A 14,614-nucleotide genomic window follows, 5' to 3' on the forward strand; every position below is an offset into this window, starting at 1 on the left:
GTCATACGTCGATAAGTAGTTGAAAACCAACAATATATTAACGCTGTTTTTGGGTATTTGTTGTGAAAGGGAAGCTAAGTGTTGTGAAGGGTTAGTTTATGGATGTAAGAAAGTTATAGTTATTAATAAGAAAAATACTACAAATTGAAATTAATTTTTGATTTTGCCCTGTTGCAGCGTATTGTGGAGCTGGTATGCCTCTTTTAGCTGCTTGTAATGTATAATATTCTTTTTTCGTTGGATGCTCAGGATACACTGCATTCAACACATCATTATAATGGTCGCTTTCAATAATCCGTTTTATAATGCCAATGCAATCATCTAAATGAATTAAGTTGACTGGTGCGTCTCCACCACTAAGGTTTTCTCTACCCGATAACATCGTTACTGGGTGCCTGTTGGGTCCAATTAATCCGCCAAATCGAATAATCGTTGTATTTAATTCTTTATCGTTTTTCAAAAGGTCTTCGCATTGTACTAATTGTATGCCAGATTCAGTGGTGGGTTGAGGTGCCGTTTTTTCGGTTACGGTACCTTCTGCATCACCATAAACAGCAGTGCTACTTGCAAAAATGATGTTTTTTACTGCCGACTTTTTAATAGCATCGTGCAGTAATGTAATCTTTGCGATGTAACTTTCTTTCGGTCCTTTTCCTCTTAGTTTCGGCGGAATATTTATGACAAGCACCGAAACCGAATTAAGAAATTCATCGATATCACCATTAATTTTATTTTCAGATAAAGCTATTTTGAACGGAATGATGCCTTTCTTTTTTAATAGCGATATTTTCTCATCAGAAGTTGAAGTTCCGTTAACGGTATAACCGCTAGCTATTAAACTTTCTGCTAATGGTAAGCCCAGCCATCCACAACCAATTACACCTATTTTTTTAGTCAAACTTTACTTTTTGTATGGTTAATATTGCATCGTTTAATACAAATGGCATGGGTATTTGATTTTCTTTTCGCTTTGGTATCGAGAATAACCCATTTTCAAGTAGATCATTAGAAGCTTCATAAACTGTAAGTTCCAAATCTTGATCTTGCGGAATTTCTAGGGTAATATCCGTATAATTTTTATCGCTTATGTAATGGGTAATCAACCTGCCGCTATTTCTGTTTTTAAGAAAATGTTCAGACAACTCAATACCGTTTACATCAGCCTTTTGAATATCAACAGCATTGGTGAAAACCTCTAAACGGTTTATAGGTCGATTCGGAGTAATGCATAAACGAACTGTGCGAATGTTATTTACAATAGTATCTTGTTGCACCTCAATAGTTGGTTTTGGTACATTCTTCAACGGAGCTTCATTTGTAAACGTAAAATTAGAACCGTATTTGCTGCTAATGGTCTTTTTAGAAAGAAGCGTGTCCGCTACTTTTTTGGTGATGTATTGTGAAGTCCAGTCAGACGGTCGATGCTCGTAAGTTGCCCACTTTGCTTTATTCTCATCGGTATCTAAAAGATATAACAAACTAGTAGGTTTTGGTCTGTCGTTTGTAAAACCAGAATCCATATGTGCAGATGCCATAAAGCCGGCAAATAATAAGAAACTTAGAAATGCCAAAGCACCTTTTTTTCTGTATTTGGTAATCAACGGTAGTAATAAAAAGAAGATTAATGTCGTCAATAGGGTAGTAGCTACCAACATTTTAAGACCTAAACCAACCGGAAACATTTTTACGAAAGGTGCGAATATGAATAAGGCGGGAATACCAAGAAATACAAGCAAAAATGCATTCGGATTCTTTTGGTTGATATGCACATAAAAGGCAACCAAAAAACTATATACTGGTATAATAAAAAATGCAGCACCTTGTAAGTACACGGCTACTAACCCGCAAATAATAATCCAAATTATAAAAGGAGCGACCAATAAATTCGCTGTTTTAATCACTTTAAATTTATAGTAGGCATAAAAACAAGTACCTAATGAAAATAGGGTGAATGCAAATATATAGGCGTGACCATTATAGGTGAAACCGTGTAGTATATCACTATAACCTGGGTAAAGCCATTTTAAAAATTGCCAACTGAAGAACCCTACCACTCCGTTAATAACCAAGGTGAAGATTACGGGAATAAATCCTTTTAAAATATCTTTTCCATTAAGCACTTTTTTTCTGAATCCTGAGATTAATAGGATGATGAAAAAGAGAATGGCAATACCCAGCATTGGCATAATCCAAGTAAACGGATAAGAAACCATTTTAAAGAAGGGTATGTTAAAATATACGTTGTCGTCAAGGCTTTTTAAGTTGGTGATATCCGCATTACTGAAATAGCTTAATAATGGCATTAAATAGCTGCCTTGGTGCGCCAATGTATTTCGGTCTAATCTTTCATAATTATCTATTTGCGTATGGTAATCGTAATGGTCATCTATAAATGCGAAGTTGAAGCCTTCTACATCACCATCTTCTCTAAATACGGTTAGATCGGTATCATTAGGCAGCATTTTGTAAATACTATAGGCAAGTGAATTCGCTACAGGATACTCAGGATTTGCAGCTATAAATTCAGAAATTAATTTGCTGTTCCCTCTATTGGTCTCCATCAACATATAACTTGGTCCGCCGCTGCCACGGGCTTCAAAGTTTAAGACTAAGCCAACATCTTTTAGCCACTCATGTTTATCAACAAATACATCGGCACCATTTAAACCTAACTCTTCAGCATCAGATATAAGAATGATAATATCATTTTTAGGTGTGACATTGGTTTTCAAAAAAGCTCTTACGCCCTCTAGAATTGTAGCGACACCACTACCTGCATCACTAGCACCTAATGAAGAATGCGGATTACTATCATAATGACTTAATAATAATAACGCCTTGCCCGATTCGCTACCTTTAATACGTGCCAAGACATTTTCGGCTTTACTCAAATTACCCCAATCGCCAGCGGTGTAGCCTTCTTGTAAAGAAGTTTCTAAACCTAATTTTTGAAGTTCTTCGGTAATATAATTGCGAACGGTAGTGTGTGCAGGAAACCCAACGCCATGCGGTTCTTTCGATATTTCTTTTACATGTTGCAAGGCTCTATCTGTAGAAAACTCAGTTTCTGCGACCGTTTCGCCCTCATTATATTGTGGTAGTAACACTCTAAAACTCCAATATGTGGCAAGAATAATAAGAAGTAAAGTTAATACGGTTGGTGTTTTTCTCATGATTATGATATTCTTTTAAAAAGTCCTAAAATACTGAGTATAAATAGGTATACATCGAAAAATATTAGTAAAATTCGTTTTATTTGTTATCTTTAGTAATCAACCTCTAAATAAACTATCATGGGAATCAAAAGCTTTCAAGGTGTTCGAAAAGTATTTAAAAAGGAATTTGAAGCCCCAATACTGGTCGCTGATTATATGACCACTAAGTTAATCACTTTTTCGCCAGATGATTCAATTTTAGCCGTAATGGAGAAATTTGCCAAACATCATATATCTGGTGGACCGGTTTTAGATAATAACGGATTTCTGGTCGGTATCATTTCTGAAGCCGATTGTATGAAGCAAATTTCTGAAAGTCGGTACTTCAATCAGCCTATATTAGATAAGAGTGTAGAGAATTTTATGACAAAGTCAGTAGAAACAATACCTCATGATATTTCAATTTTTGATGCAGCAGGTATTTTTGCACAACATAATAGAAGAAGACTTCCAGTAATGAAAAACGGAATATTGGTAGGGCAAATAAGTAGAAAAGATATCGTTGTGGCCGCACTTAAATTAAGTGGTCATAATTGGAAATAGATTTTTATTAAGTACAAAGTAAGAAGTATTAAGTAAGAAGTTAACTCATAAAATAAGTCTCCTTTTAGGAGACTTATTTTATATAATATTCACAGCCAACAGCCAACAGCCAACAGCCAACAGCCAACAGCCAACAGCCAACAGCCAACAGCCAACAGCCAACAGCCAACTATTCTCTCTTTACAATCATATAGAAATCATTGTCTAGAGGTAAATACCCTAAATCATATAGAAAGTAATAGGTAGTCCCTTTTTTTGTGGTGTATAGATTGGTGATAAAGTCGAAATCGAAACCTTTGTCTATTAAACGCATACGGGTGGTTTTCGTTTTGCCGTCTTTTAATTTGTAGCTATCAAGAATACGGTAGTTTTTGCGAAGCTTATTATTGATATTTCGAATAAGATTTTTGCTGTCTGGATTGACTTTATTGTTATAGGTATTGCGACAGTAATCATTGCAGAACTTTTTGTCGACTCTGCCCATAACCTCTTTTCCGCATTCTAAACATTCCTTCTTCATCTATTGCCTGTGGTAATTAAAGGTGACTTCGTTCGATGTTCCGTCTTCTTCACCAACCTCAACATACATGTTTATTTCTTTGTCAGAGATACGCTCAATAGTTAAGTCATCAAAGTAAAATTTGTTCTCTTCTATTTTAACTAATCTAAATTCTATATTTTCATCTCGTTCTTCCCAACCACTTAAATTAGCATCGAAATGTTTGAGTTGTAGCATTAGCGTGCCATCGATTTCAATCAAATGTCCGAATTCATAAAAACTTACTTCACCTTTATCGAGTAATCGAAAAGAGAACATCATTGAACCATCTGCAGGCGGACTCCATATTTCCTCCGCAATTCCGCCAAAGGCTTCTCCTTTCCAATGTCCTGCAAGCCATTCTATATTGTTTAATGTTGCGGCGGGACTCATCATTCCTTCTTCAAAAGAAACGGTATTTTGTGCCTGTAGTAAACACGTTGAGGAAAGTAAGAAAAGCAGTAAAAATTTCATGTTCTAGTATTTTTAACAAGATACAAATTAAACGTTTACAAACGGCTTTGCTTACTTTTCATAAAACTCTATTGGTAAGTCATCTGGATCGGCAATGAAAGTAAAGCGCTTGTTTGTAAATTCATCGATACGAATAGGTTCTGCAATTACATCGTGTTTTTTACAATGGGCAATTATCTTTTCTAAATCGTCTACTTCAAATGCAATATGTCTCAATCCGCAAGACTCTGGTCTGGACGGTCTTTTAGGCGGATAAGGGAAAGAGAACAATTCAATTATATAGTCACCTTTTAATGCCAAATCTAATTTGTAAGATTGTCGCTCTTCTCGATAAACCTCTCGAATAATCTCTAAGTTTAAAACCTCAGTATAAAATTGTTTAGAAACCTCATAATTAGAGCAGATTATGGCGGTGTGGTGTACTTTGTTCATGAAGTGTTTATTTTATTTTTTTCAAATAGCCTTGTTGTTTACCTTCTATCGAAAATTATAATTCATTAACAATATAATTATTTAAGAATTGCGGCAAAACTACTTCCTCAATTTTAGCAATAGCTTCACTAACCGGAGTTTCAGATTTTCTAAGGTTTATTGCCATATGATTGACACCAACGTTTTCATAGGACTTTAAATATTCGGTAAGATGGTTGATACCTACTGTACCACCAAAACGTTGTGGTTCAAAAGTAGCATTGTCGTTTTTAGACAGGTTTAAATGTATAGCCGAAATATAAGGTTTGGCTGCTTGGTCTTCATCATACAAGGCGTTACACCAGTATTTTCTATTTTCTAAAGTTTCGGCAACAGGTCTTGGGTAATTAAACCAAGCTTGCGCGTTTTTGGCAATCCAATTAATACTTTGTCCGGAATGACCAGCTATTACAAGCGGAATGTCTTTTTTTGGTTTAGGATAGACTTCAATGCCACTGGTTAAAAAATCGTATTTAGATTTTAGATCACTATTTGTTTTCCAAGCTTCTTTAATAATATCAAGATTTTTTCTAAAGATTTCTGGTCTTTTTTTATAATCGATATTATACATTGGGAACTCTATAGGCCTGTCTCCCAAACCTAAGCCTAGCAATAGTCTGCTGTCACTTAAATTTTCTATGGTAGCAGCAGCTTTCGCTAATTTTATAGGTTGTTGTAATGGCAATACTATGGCAGCTGTACCCAACAAAATGTTTTTAGTAGCGGCAGCTAAATAACCCAAATATGGAAGCGTATCGAACAATTGCGCACCATCACCAAAGTTAGGGTCGTACACAGGAACATCTCGCATCCATAACGCGGCGAATCCTCCTTCGTCAATTTGTTGTGCTAAGGCTAAATGATTGGAGATATCTGGAACTCCAAAAGGTCTGTTGTCTTCCAAACGTTTACGATTTCCATCGGTTGACCAATCATTATCTAAAGGAAACTCTATACCAAGTGTCATTTTACCTGGTTTGTATAGTTTATCAAATGGATTCATAGTGTGTTTTTTATTAAATTCATCAGGTATCCGTTAAGACACCTGATGAATTATTTAGCATTAAGAAAAGTCTTTGATTATGTATCTACCTATTATATTTTTTCCTTTCTGAATAAAACCAAAGTCAACAAGAACCCTAAGACTACTAGAATACCACCTACCCAAGGTGTGGCTTCTATTCCCAAATCAGATTCTACAACCATTCCGCCTATGTAAGCCCCAATTGCAATACCGACGTTAAAAGCTGCGATGTTTAATGCAGATGCTACGTCTTCTGTTCCTGGCAAGTATTTTTCAGCCATTTTTACTACGTATAATTGCAATGCGGGCACGTTTGAAAATGCTAGTATTCCCATAAAAAACAAGGTTATGATGGCAAAAATCTGACTAGAAGCGGTGAAGTATAACACAAACAACACTATGGCTTGTAAAGCAAACATTACCAATAAGGCTTTTCCTGGTTTATTGTTAGAGACTTTACCACCTATGATATTTCCAATCGCGATGGCAATACCATAAATTAAAAGGAATACACTGGTCATATCCGAAGAGAAACCAGTTACTTCTTCCAACAAAGGAGTTAAGTAGGTAAAAGTGACAAACGTACCACCATAACCAAATGCAGTAATGGCTAACACCAATAAAATAGAAGGATTCTTAATCACTTTTAATTGGTCTATGAGACGTAATGGAGCTGATTGTTTGATGTTTTTAGGCACCAAAGCTAAACTAGCTATTGCACCTACTAATCCTAAAAGGGCAACACCAATAAAGGTTGCTCTCCATCCAAAATTTTGACCAATATAAGTTCCTAAAGGGACACCAGTTACAATAGCTACAGTAAGACCTGCAAACATTATGGAAATGGCAGTTGCTCTTTTATCTTTTGGAACTAAACTAGCTGCAATGGTAGACCCGATAGAGAAAAATACCCCATGTGCAAAACCTGTTACGACTCTAGATAATAGCAACAACTCAAAACTTGGTGAAATAGCTGCTAAACCGTTACCAATTATAAATAGTAACATAATGCCCATTAATAACTGTTTTCTAGGAATTTTACCTGTTAAGGCAGTTAAAATGGGTGCGCCAATAGCAACACCAATGGCGTACAGACTTACTAATAGTCCTGCTGATGTTAATGATGTGCCTAAATCATTTGCAACGGTAGATAGTAGACCTACAATTACAAATTCCGTTGTTCCTATAGCAAATGCACTTATGGTCAATGCCCATAATGCTGCTGGTAGACTCTTCCTTTTAGCTACCGTTTGGGAGCCCTGTATTGTTGTAGTTTTCATAGTACATTGTATTTAATTGTTCGATACAAAATTCTATGAAAACCAAGAAGTGTGCGAGGACATACATCACGGATTTTTTGTGATGTATATCAATCTTGAAAAGTGATTTAAGTCACTTTTAGCTGTTAAAACGACTTAAAGTCTCTCTGGATACGCCTAAATAGGAGGCGATTAATTTTTTAGGAACGCGTTGTATTAATTTCGGAAGCTTATTTATTAAATAATCATACCTATTTTCTGCGGTCATCGTAAGTAATGACAAGATTCTTTGTTGCAGATTGATGTAACCGTAGTTGGATTTAATTCTGAAGAAGTTGGCAACGGCAGGGACTTCAAAGCAAATTTTTTCCCTGTTCTCTAGAGATAAACAGAAAAATTCGGAATCTTCAAGACAATCCACAAAAATAGTCCCTGGTTCTTGATGTTGAAAAGCATAATGGTCGCTCACCCAATAGTCTTCCATTGCAAATTGAAGAATATGTTCTTTGCCCTTTTCGTCTATGGAATACGCTTTTACCAAGCCTTTAATAATCCAATATTCAAAGTCTACAGGTTGCCCAACTTGTATTAAAAACTGGTGTTTTTTAAGCCTTTTAACTTCAAAGTGCGATTGTACAAAGTTCCACTCCTCATCAGTTAAAGGAACGATTTCTTCAAAATGTTGTTTTAATAATTGAAACTTGTCTTCCATATGGTAAAAATAAGCTCCTAAGCTATAAAAGTGATAGTAAATTTATAAAGTGTTCTTATATAGTATTATTAAGAAAAATGCTGGAAGATATTGTTAATGATTTTATATTGTTTAATTGAATACAAAAAAGGACATCAATTGTATTTAAATAAAACAAGGGATGATTTACAAACCGATAAATCATCCCTTGTTGATATAATAATTGTTTTTATAATTTATAAGTGATACCGATTCTACCTCCACTTACAACGTTTCCTCCGCCAACTTGAAGGTTTATTGCAAAGTTATCATCGAAGAAATAGCGACCACCAACTTGTAGACCAATACCGAAATTATCAACGTCAACATCAGTAACCGTACTTCCATTGATTTTAGTAGACCAGCTGTAGTAAGTTAAATTTGCTCCTGCATATAAATCCCACTGACTTGGAATCTCAAAAACCTCATTAAAATGGTAATTACCATTACCTGTAATACCAAATATTGAACTTTTGTAATCGCTACCAAAACCGCTACCGTATTTGTATGTTTGATAAGATAATTCTCCTCCAACAGAGATATTTGGTGCTACGCCATATTCTAATCCTGCGTAAATGGGAGTTCCCCATCCTGAAAAGCCAAATCCTGCATTTGCTTGCAATGCTCCTTCTTCTAATGGTGATTGTGCGTACGTAAAGCCGATAGTAAATATGGCCAGTAATAAAGTGATTTTTTTCATGGTTAATGTTTTGATTAACAATTAGTTAATTAATGTTGTTTTGATATTTAAGTTTAAATTATCTGCGAAAGATAATTAAATATAATAAGTGTTAATACGAATTATTAAACAAAAGAAGTAAGAAAAAAGTAAGTTGTGTTTACCGTATTGATGTGCATCTTTTAAATTAAGGTATATCATACGTGAGGTCTATTATTAAGAGTTAGTTATTTTCTTTTTCCAAAGTTGAAAGACACCAATTAATAAGCCAATTATACCTCCAAGGTAGCTGGAATTATGAATGGTTTCAGCTCTTAAAAATGCATAAGGGTTTGTCATTGCTTGAAGTGAATCATCTATAATTTCTCCATAACTAGGAAAACTAAAGACTTCATAATTTCTTTTTGGTTGCCATTGAATATAAGCTATAAAATATGTTATTATGCTAAATGTAAAAGCAGTGATGCAAACTGTTCCTAATGCTTTAAATCTATCTTTAGTTGTGAGAGAATCATTCCATATCCAAAGTGTACCTAGGGTAATTCCATTGATTAGACCCATCCACCAAGTAGAGGACCAACCTATAATGCTGACACCTAATCTTGCTGGCTGTGTAAAGTATTCAGGTAGTTGATGCTGAACAAACAGAAATAGCCTGAAATATTCAGAAGATATGCTATATGTAATTTGATTATGTATAACGCCGTAAAAGCCGGATAGAAGAATAGATAAGACTATAAATAGAAATAAATTTATAAGTTTTCTCATTGTTTGATTAACTCTCTATCCTCTTGTGTTTTATACAACTCCATCGCTTTTAAATAATTAACAGCTCCTTTCATAGTCATGTCGTTTACGAAACCATCTAATTTTGGGTGTTTTACTATTACCAAACTAACTAAGGAATCTCTACGTTGAGACCATGTATCCCAATTCACATCTATATAATCTAATTCTTCAATTTTTGTGATTTTACCTGATACAAACGATATTTTGACATTCAACTTTAGCGGATTGTTTTTTAAAAAGGCATTACGGATATTCTTTTGAGAGATAGTTGCAATGACGTCATCGTTCTCTTCAACCAATTCAATTACTTCATATGATGGTTTAAATATGGAATCCCATGTATAGAATTCATAGAATGTATTCTTGTCAAATGGCATAACAAAATCACCGGAAATTAGGGTAATACTATCATGAATCACTTCTTTGATTTTGTTGAATTCGCCAGAATCAAGAGCTTTGTAATATGTAGAAACAGCCTCTTTGTGACTTATTTTTTTATTGTCACAGCTATTCAATGCTCCAATTATAAATAGAATTAAAATGATGTTTTTCATTGGATAACGTTTATAAAGATTTTATCATTTCTTTAATTTTTACGGCTTTTTCAAAATGGTCTAGCTTATGTTCTAAAATCCACCATTGCGCTACTTCCATTAAAAGCTCAGGATTGTCGTTTTTGTTCTTGAAAAATGCATAGAAAGATAGCCCAACGTTTTCTCCCTTTGCAGTAATCTTAGCATCACAAACTTGTATAATTTTTGCTTTTATTTCTTTGTTCATTTTTATTCTACTTTCTTCTCAAAAATCAATTCAAAATAAGATGCTGAGCCATAGCCTGAGGTTGCAGGTGCAAAAATTTGAACAAATCGCCATCCTTCTTTGGCTTTAGCTGCTATAATTTCTTTATAGTTTGATTTTGGTTTAGAGGTAAATACTCCTCCTAAGGCTAATTTTACATATTGATATTCGTACATAGTTTTTAAATATTAGTTTAAAATTTTCAAATTGTATTTATGTAATAATCCTTCCAACGTATCTCTAGAGAAGATAGCGCTTTTAATTGTGTTATTTTCTGGGTCTATATTGAAGTTGGTTGCAGTGCTGAAATCTGCCTTTTGCAAGTTTGTTCTTGAAAAGATGGTGCGTTGTAAATTACAGTTTATAAACTTGGCGCTACTTAAATCACAATCACTAAAATCTGCTTCTTCAATTTTACAAGCGTTAAAAAGTTGACCGATTAATTTCAAATCTGTAAAAATGGAAAAGTTCAAATTGCAATCAAAAAAGGAAAAATCCATCAAGAAACTATTACAGGTTTGGAACGCTAAGCCCATAAGCTTGCAATGCGAAAATTTCACTTCTTTAAAAGTCGTATTTACAATATTCGCATTGCTCAAATTACAATCTATAAACTCGCACTCTAAAAAGGTTTGGTTGTCAAGATATCCTTTCGAAAAATCGCATCCTTCAAAAATACAATTCTCATACTCCGCTCTGGGTAGTCTGGTGGTTGTATAGTTTTGACCTTTGAAAGTTTGATCTAGTATTAATTTTTCCAACTCTATTTTAGTTTTGTGCCTTTGGTAAAATGATTGCTGGTATTTCTAAGCTCTGAAATATAGTGTTATACGCTTTCATTTCGGTATTGATAATCGCGTTATGCTCTATTTTAAAGGTATTCCACATTGCTAATAGATCTTTTAATCGCTCCTTCGCGCCAGCAGTAACTTTTGGTTCTGCAGCATCTATATAGCCTCTCAAATTCAATAATTGCGAATTCAGTTTATTTTCAAAATTGATAACATCTTGAAAGGTTTTTTGGTTAGGCTGAATCAGGTTTTCTTCCCATGCAGTAATACGTTTGGTGAGAGAATCGCCTTGTGTTAATAGCGCTTCTGTTTTTTCATTATCTGCAAGTAATTTACCATACTGTTTTAATTGCGATTTAGCCGATTGCATATCGTTTACTGCGTTATGTATTTCTACAACGGTCGTTTCTATGGTTGTCATCATGGTTTGCTGTTCGGCATAATCTGCCATGCTTGCTTTCACCTTTGGGTGTGGTAAAATTGTTGCCGTGGTTTCTGCAATTTGGTCGCCTAAAGTCAGCCTTAATACATAATCTCCCGGACCAACAGTAGACCCGTTTAATCCGCCAAGAACAAAAACCTTATCCACTGCAGGTAGAGGCTCTCTTTTAAAATCCCATGTAAAACGATTATACCCTTTTTTTGAAGCTAAAAGTGCTGGTTTTGATGGTCCGCCTGGCCACGATTTAAACTTCTTATCTTTTTGGTTGGTAACAGACCTAATTACTTTTCTATCCTTTAAAACTTCTAATTTCAACTCTGTACTGTCTTGTGCTTCGCTCAAATAATAATCGAAAGTTACTCCACTTTTAGGATTGCTTCCTAATCCAGAAACTGGTTTTTCGTTGTATCCACCAATAAACAAATAGGTGTCTTTTGGTTTAAAAATGTTTAAGCTTTTTTTCGGTGTCTTAGCATTTTGTAAAGCTGCTAAATCATCTAAAATCCAGAAGGCACGACCTGCGGTTGCCGCTACCAAATCATTGTCTTGAATAACAAGGTCATTAATCGGTGTCAAGGGCAAGTTCAATTGCAATGGCTGCCAGTGTAAACCATCATCTAAAGAAATGTATAGGCCAGTTTCTGTACCTGCGTATAACAATCCTTTTACCTTTTTATCTGCGCGGACTACTCTCGTAAATGTATTGTCGCCTGTGATGCCATTAGTGATTTTTGTCCATGTGTTTCCGTAATCCGTTGTTTTGTAGATGTAGTTGGTAAAATCCATCGACTTATAACGCATTAACACTATGTAAGCTGTTGCTGGATCATGTGGAGAGACTTCAATACTATTGATAATACCTTCTTTGGCACCAGCGGGAGTAACATTTGCCCAATTGGCTCCGCCATCTTTGGTTATATGCACCAAACCATCGTCGCTACCAGACCAAATAATACCTTCTTCATGCGGAGATTCAGTTAAGTAGGTTAGTGTATTGTATATCTCGCCACCGGCAGCTTCATTGGTAAACGGACCGCCACCAAGACCATGTTTGTCCTTTTCGTCTTTGGTTAAATCGGGACTAATAACTGTCCAGCTTTGACCTTCATCTGTAGATCTAAAAACAACGTTACCACCATGGTAAATGGTTTTTCTGTTGTGTGGAGAGGTAATTATTGGAGCATTCCAGTTGTAACGGTATTTTGCATTTTCTGGAGAGATGCTTAATCCTAGTTCCGGATATTCCTTAATAGGCTTGGATTCTTTAGTATTTGCATCCCATTTATCAATATTACCCTGGTAAGTTCCGCCATATATCAATTCCGGATTATCTGGGTCGAATGCTAAAAAGGCACTTTCGCCACCGGCAACAGCATACCAATCTTTCCAATCGATCCCACCATCATTTGTTCGCGAAGCAATAGCAACGGTAGAATTATCTTGCTGACCACCATATACATTATATGGCACTAGATTATCGGTAATTACTCGATAGAATTGAGCTGTATTTTGATTTTCTTGCGTGCTCCAGCTTTTTCCGCCGTTATTAGAAACATTTGATCCACCATCGTTTGAATTTATCATGCGTTGATTGTTCAATGGATCTATCCATAAATCGTGATTATCGCCGTGCGGAGTAGATAGCGTAGAAAATGATTTACCGCCATCTATTGATTTTGTTACAGGTGCATTTAAAACATACACAATGTCTTCATTTTGAGTATCTGCAAAAATCTCCATGTAGTACCAAGAACGTGTAATGTTGATACGGTCTTTATTGATTAATGTCCATTTTTTACCAGCATCGTCAGAACGGTATACGCCCCCTTTTTCTCCTTCTGCTTCAATTACGGCAAATACACGTTCTGGGTTGGCACGAGAAACAGAAATACCTGCTTTACCCATTTCTTTAGGTAGTCCTTCTTTTAATTGTTCCCAAGTTTCACCACTATCTGTCGATTTGTAAATTCCTGAATTTTTGCCTCCAGATTCCATCGTCCATGGAAAACGTCTGTGTTGCCACATTGCTGCATATAAAATGGTCGGGTTGGTCATATCCATCGATAAGGCAGATGCTCCGGTAATGTTATCTACAAACAGAACATTTTTCCAAGTATCGCCACCATCGGTAGATTTATAAATACCGCGTTGCGATGAAGGTCCGTATTGCGCTCCTTGTGCCGATACGAAAACGATATCCGGATTGGTTGGATCTATGATAATATCAGAAATATGCCTGGTTTCATCAAGTCCCATATGCTTCCAGGTTTTTCCAGCATCGGTAGATTTGTATACGCCGTCGCCCATTGAGGTCATTACACCACGGGCAGCATGTTCGCCCATACCGGCAATTACAATATTCGGGTTGCTTTCAGATACGGAGATCGCTCCAACAGTAGCTGTTTTTAAAAATCCGTCAGAAATATTTTCCCAAGTGATTCCGTCATCGGTAGTTTTCCAAATTCCTCCGCCTACAGTACCCATGTAGTATACCATTGGTTGACTTAGAACTCCGGTCGATGCTACGCTTCTTCCTCCCCTGAACGGACCAATATTTCTCCATTTTAATCCGGTGAAAAGTGAGTCTTCTAATTGAATAGTTGGTTCGGTATTTTTATTTTTTCTGCGCTGAGCTTGCAAAGCTAAAGGTGCCAAAATAATAAGCACGAGCAGAAGTCTAATAGTTTTCATGGTGTGGTCTGATTTGTTGTTGAATAGGGAAGATAATAAAAGCCTTTGTAAATCGGTAGTCTATAAAATGAATTTGCTTATTCTAAGTTTAAGGGCTTAATTATTATCGTATTAACTAATATCAATTTGCTAAAATGTCAAATTGGTTTTAATGTTGGTGCCGCTTTTTT

General features: G+C 35.5%; 16 protein-coding genes. 1 reads left to right on the plus strand and 15 read right to left on the minus strand.

The features are described 5' to 3' along the window. Window positions 1-91 precede the first annotated feature (91 nt). Together CLV90_RS03220 and CLV90_RS03225 are read right to left on the minus strand one after the other, a co-directional pair. Complete coding sequence (locus tag CLV90_RS03220; protein ID WP_133686070.1) at window positions 92-898, minus strand: SDR family oxidoreductase; 807 nt, start codon at window positions 896-898, stop codon at window positions 92-94. Continuing rightward, entirely contained in the window at window positions 891-3,173 is a 2,283-nt protein-coding gene (locus tag CLV90_RS03225; RefSeq protein ID WP_133686071.1) for a M28 family peptidase, read from the minus strand. Before CLV90_RS03225 ends, CLV90_RS03220 begins: the two co-directional genes overlap by 8 nt. 120 nt (window positions 3,174-3,293) lie before the next feature. Here CLV90_RS03225 and CLV90_RS03230 point away from each other — a divergent pair, with 120 nt between their 5' ends. Continuing rightward, entirely contained in the window at window positions 3,294-3,758 is a 465-nt protein-coding gene (locus CLV90_RS03230) for a CBS domain-containing protein (RefSeq protein WP_036151428.1), read from the plus strand. A 169-nt stretch (window positions 3,759-3,927) separates the two neighbouring features. Here CLV90_RS03230 and CLV90_RS03235 read toward each other — a convergent pair whose 3' ends face one another. The 13 genes from CLV90_RS03235 to CLV90_RS03295 all read right to left on the minus strand — a co-directional run bounded on the left by CLV90_RS03235 (window position 3,928) and on the right by CLV90_RS03295 (window position 14,444). Then, window positions 3,928-4,278, minus strand: a complete 351-nt coding sequence (locus CLV90_RS03235; RefSeq protein WP_073241936.1) for a hypothetical protein — start codon at window positions 4,276-4,278, stop codon at window positions 3,928-3,930. Further along, complete coding sequence (locus CLV90_RS03240; RefSeq protein WP_133686072.1) at window positions 4,279-4,770, minus strand: DUF6265 family protein; 492 nt, start codon at window positions 4,768-4,770, stop codon at window positions 4,279-4,281. It lies immediately after the preceding gene. Between the two features lie 51 nt (window positions 4,771-4,821). After that, a complete protein-coding gene (gene gloA2 / locus CLV90_RS03245) occupies window positions 4,822-5,202 on the minus strand; it encodes an SMU1112c/YaeR family gloxylase I-like metalloprotein (RefSeq protein ID WP_133686073.1) in 381 nt (126 codons plus the stop codon). A gap of 55 nt (window positions 5,203-5,257) precedes the next feature. Then, entirely contained in the window at window positions 5,258-6,244 is a 987-nt protein-coding gene (locus CLV90_RS03250; protein ID WP_133686074.1) for a TIGR03571 family LLM class oxidoreductase, read from the minus strand. A gap of 92 nt (window positions 6,245-6,336) precedes the next feature. Further along, window positions 6,337-7,545: an MFS transporter gene (locus CLV90_RS03255; protein ID WP_133686075.1), complete on the minus strand. Its 1,209-nt coding sequence runs from the start codon at window positions 7,543-7,545 to the stop codon at window positions 6,337-6,339. Window positions 7,546-7,663: 118 nt separating this feature from the next. Beyond that, window positions 7,664-8,236, minus strand: a complete 573-nt coding sequence (locus CLV90_RS03260) for a Crp/Fnr family transcriptional regulator (RefSeq protein ID WP_133686076.1) — start codon at window positions 8,234-8,236, stop codon at window positions 7,664-7,666. A gap of 208 nt (window positions 8,237-8,444) precedes the next feature. Next, window positions 8,445-8,954 (minus strand): outer membrane beta-barrel protein, encoded by a 510-nt coding sequence (locus tag CLV90_RS03265; protein ID WP_133686077.1) that lies wholly within the window; start codon window positions 8,952-8,954, stop codon window positions 8,445-8,447. 195 nt (window positions 8,955-9,149) lie between these two features. After that, window positions 9,150-9,701, minus strand: coding sequence for a hypothetical protein (locus CLV90_RS03270; RefSeq protein WP_133686078.1), 552 nt, complete (start codon window positions 9,699-9,701; stop codon window positions 9,150-9,152). After that, window positions 9,698-10,276: a hypothetical protein gene (locus tag CLV90_RS03275; RefSeq protein WP_133686079.1), complete on the minus strand. Its 579-nt coding sequence runs from the start codon at window positions 10,274-10,276 to the stop codon at window positions 9,698-9,700. The genes CLV90_RS03270 and CLV90_RS03275 overlap by 4 nt, the downstream gene beginning before the upstream one ends. 10 nt (window positions 10,277-10,286) lie before the next feature. Beyond that, entirely contained in the window at window positions 10,287-10,502 is a 216-nt protein-coding gene (locus CLV90_RS03280; protein WP_133686080.1) for a DUF6500 family protein, read from the minus strand. 2 nt (window positions 10,503-10,504) lie between these two features. Beyond that, window positions 10,505-10,696 carry a DUF4177 domain-containing protein gene (locus CLV90_RS03285; RefSeq protein WP_133686081.1) on the minus strand — a complete coding sequence of 64 codons (192 nt, stop codon included), beginning with the start codon at window positions 10,694-10,696 and terminating at the stop codon, window positions 10,505-10,507. Between the two features lie 12 nt (window positions 10,697-10,708). After that, window positions 10,709-11,281 (minus strand): pentapeptide repeat-containing protein, encoded by a 573-nt coding sequence (locus tag CLV90_RS03290; RefSeq protein WP_133686082.1) that lies wholly within the window; start codon window positions 11,279-11,281, stop codon window positions 10,709-10,711. A 7-nt stretch (window positions 11,282-11,288) separates the two neighbouring features. Further along, window positions 11,289-14,444 (minus strand): WD40/YVTN/BNR-like repeat-containing protein, encoded by a 3,156-nt coding sequence (locus CLV90_RS03295; RefSeq protein ID WP_133686083.1) that lies wholly within the window; start codon window positions 14,442-14,444, stop codon window positions 11,289-11,291. Window positions 14,445-14,614 lie beyond the last annotated feature (170 nt).

Origin of the sequence: Maribacter spongiicola (assembly GCF_004364165.1) — a bacterium.
Classification (GTDB): domain Bacteria; phylum Bacteroidota; class Bacteroidia; order Flavobacteriales; family Flavobacteriaceae; genus Maribacter; species Maribacter spongiicola.

Coding starts and splice junctions, on each gene's coding strand:
- CLV90_RS03225 (WP_133686071.1), bottom strand. CDS start 3,173: ATGAGAAAAACACCAACCGTATTAACTTTACTTCTTATTATTCTTGCC.
- CLV90_RS03230 (WP_036151428.1), top strand. CDS start 3,294: ATGGGAATCAAAAGCTTTCAAGGTGTTCGAAAAGTATTTAAAAAGGAA.
- CLV90_RS03235 (WP_073241936.1), bottom strand. CDS start 4,278: ATGAAGAAGGAATGTTTAGAATGCGGAAAAGAGGTTATGGGCAGAGTC.
- CLV90_RS03240 (WP_133686072.1), bottom strand. CDS start 4,770: ATGAAATTTTTACTGCTTTTCTTACTTTCCTCAACGTGTTTACTACAG.
- gloA2 (WP_133686073.1), bottom strand. CDS start 5,202: ATGAACAAAGTACACCACACCGCCATAATCTGCTCTAATTATGAGGTT.
- CLV90_RS03250 (WP_133686074.1), bottom strand. CDS start 6,244: ATGAATCCATTTGATAAACTATACAAACCAGGTAAAATGACACTTGGT.
- CLV90_RS03255 (WP_133686075.1), bottom strand. CDS start 7,545: ATGAAAACTACAACAATACAGGGCTCCCAAACGGTAGCTAAAAGGAAG.
- CLV90_RS03260 (WP_133686076.1), bottom strand. CDS start 8,236: ATGGAAGACAAGTTTCAATTATTAAAACAACATTTTGAAGAAATCGTT.
- CLV90_RS03265 (WP_133686077.1), bottom strand. CDS start 8,954: ATGAAAAAAATCACTTTATTACTGGCCATATTTACTATCGGCTTTACG.
- CLV90_RS03270 (WP_133686078.1), bottom strand. CDS start 9,701: ATGAGAAAACTTATAAATTTATTTCTATTTATAGTCTTATCTATTCTT.
- CLV90_RS03275 (WP_133686079.1), bottom strand. CDS start 10,276: ATGAAAAACATCATTTTAATTCTATTTATAATTGGAGCATTGAATAGC.
- CLV90_RS03280 (WP_133686080.1), bottom strand. CDS start 10,502: ATGAACAAAGAAATAAAAGCAAAAATTATACAAGTTTGTGATGCTAAG.
- CLV90_RS03285 (WP_133686081.1), bottom strand. CDS start 10,696: ATGTACGAATATCAATATGTAAAATTAGCCTTAGGAGGAGTATTTACC.
- CLV90_RS03295 (WP_133686083.1), bottom strand. CDS start 14,444: ATGAAAACTATTAGACTTCTGCTCGTGCTTATTATTTTGGCACCTTTA.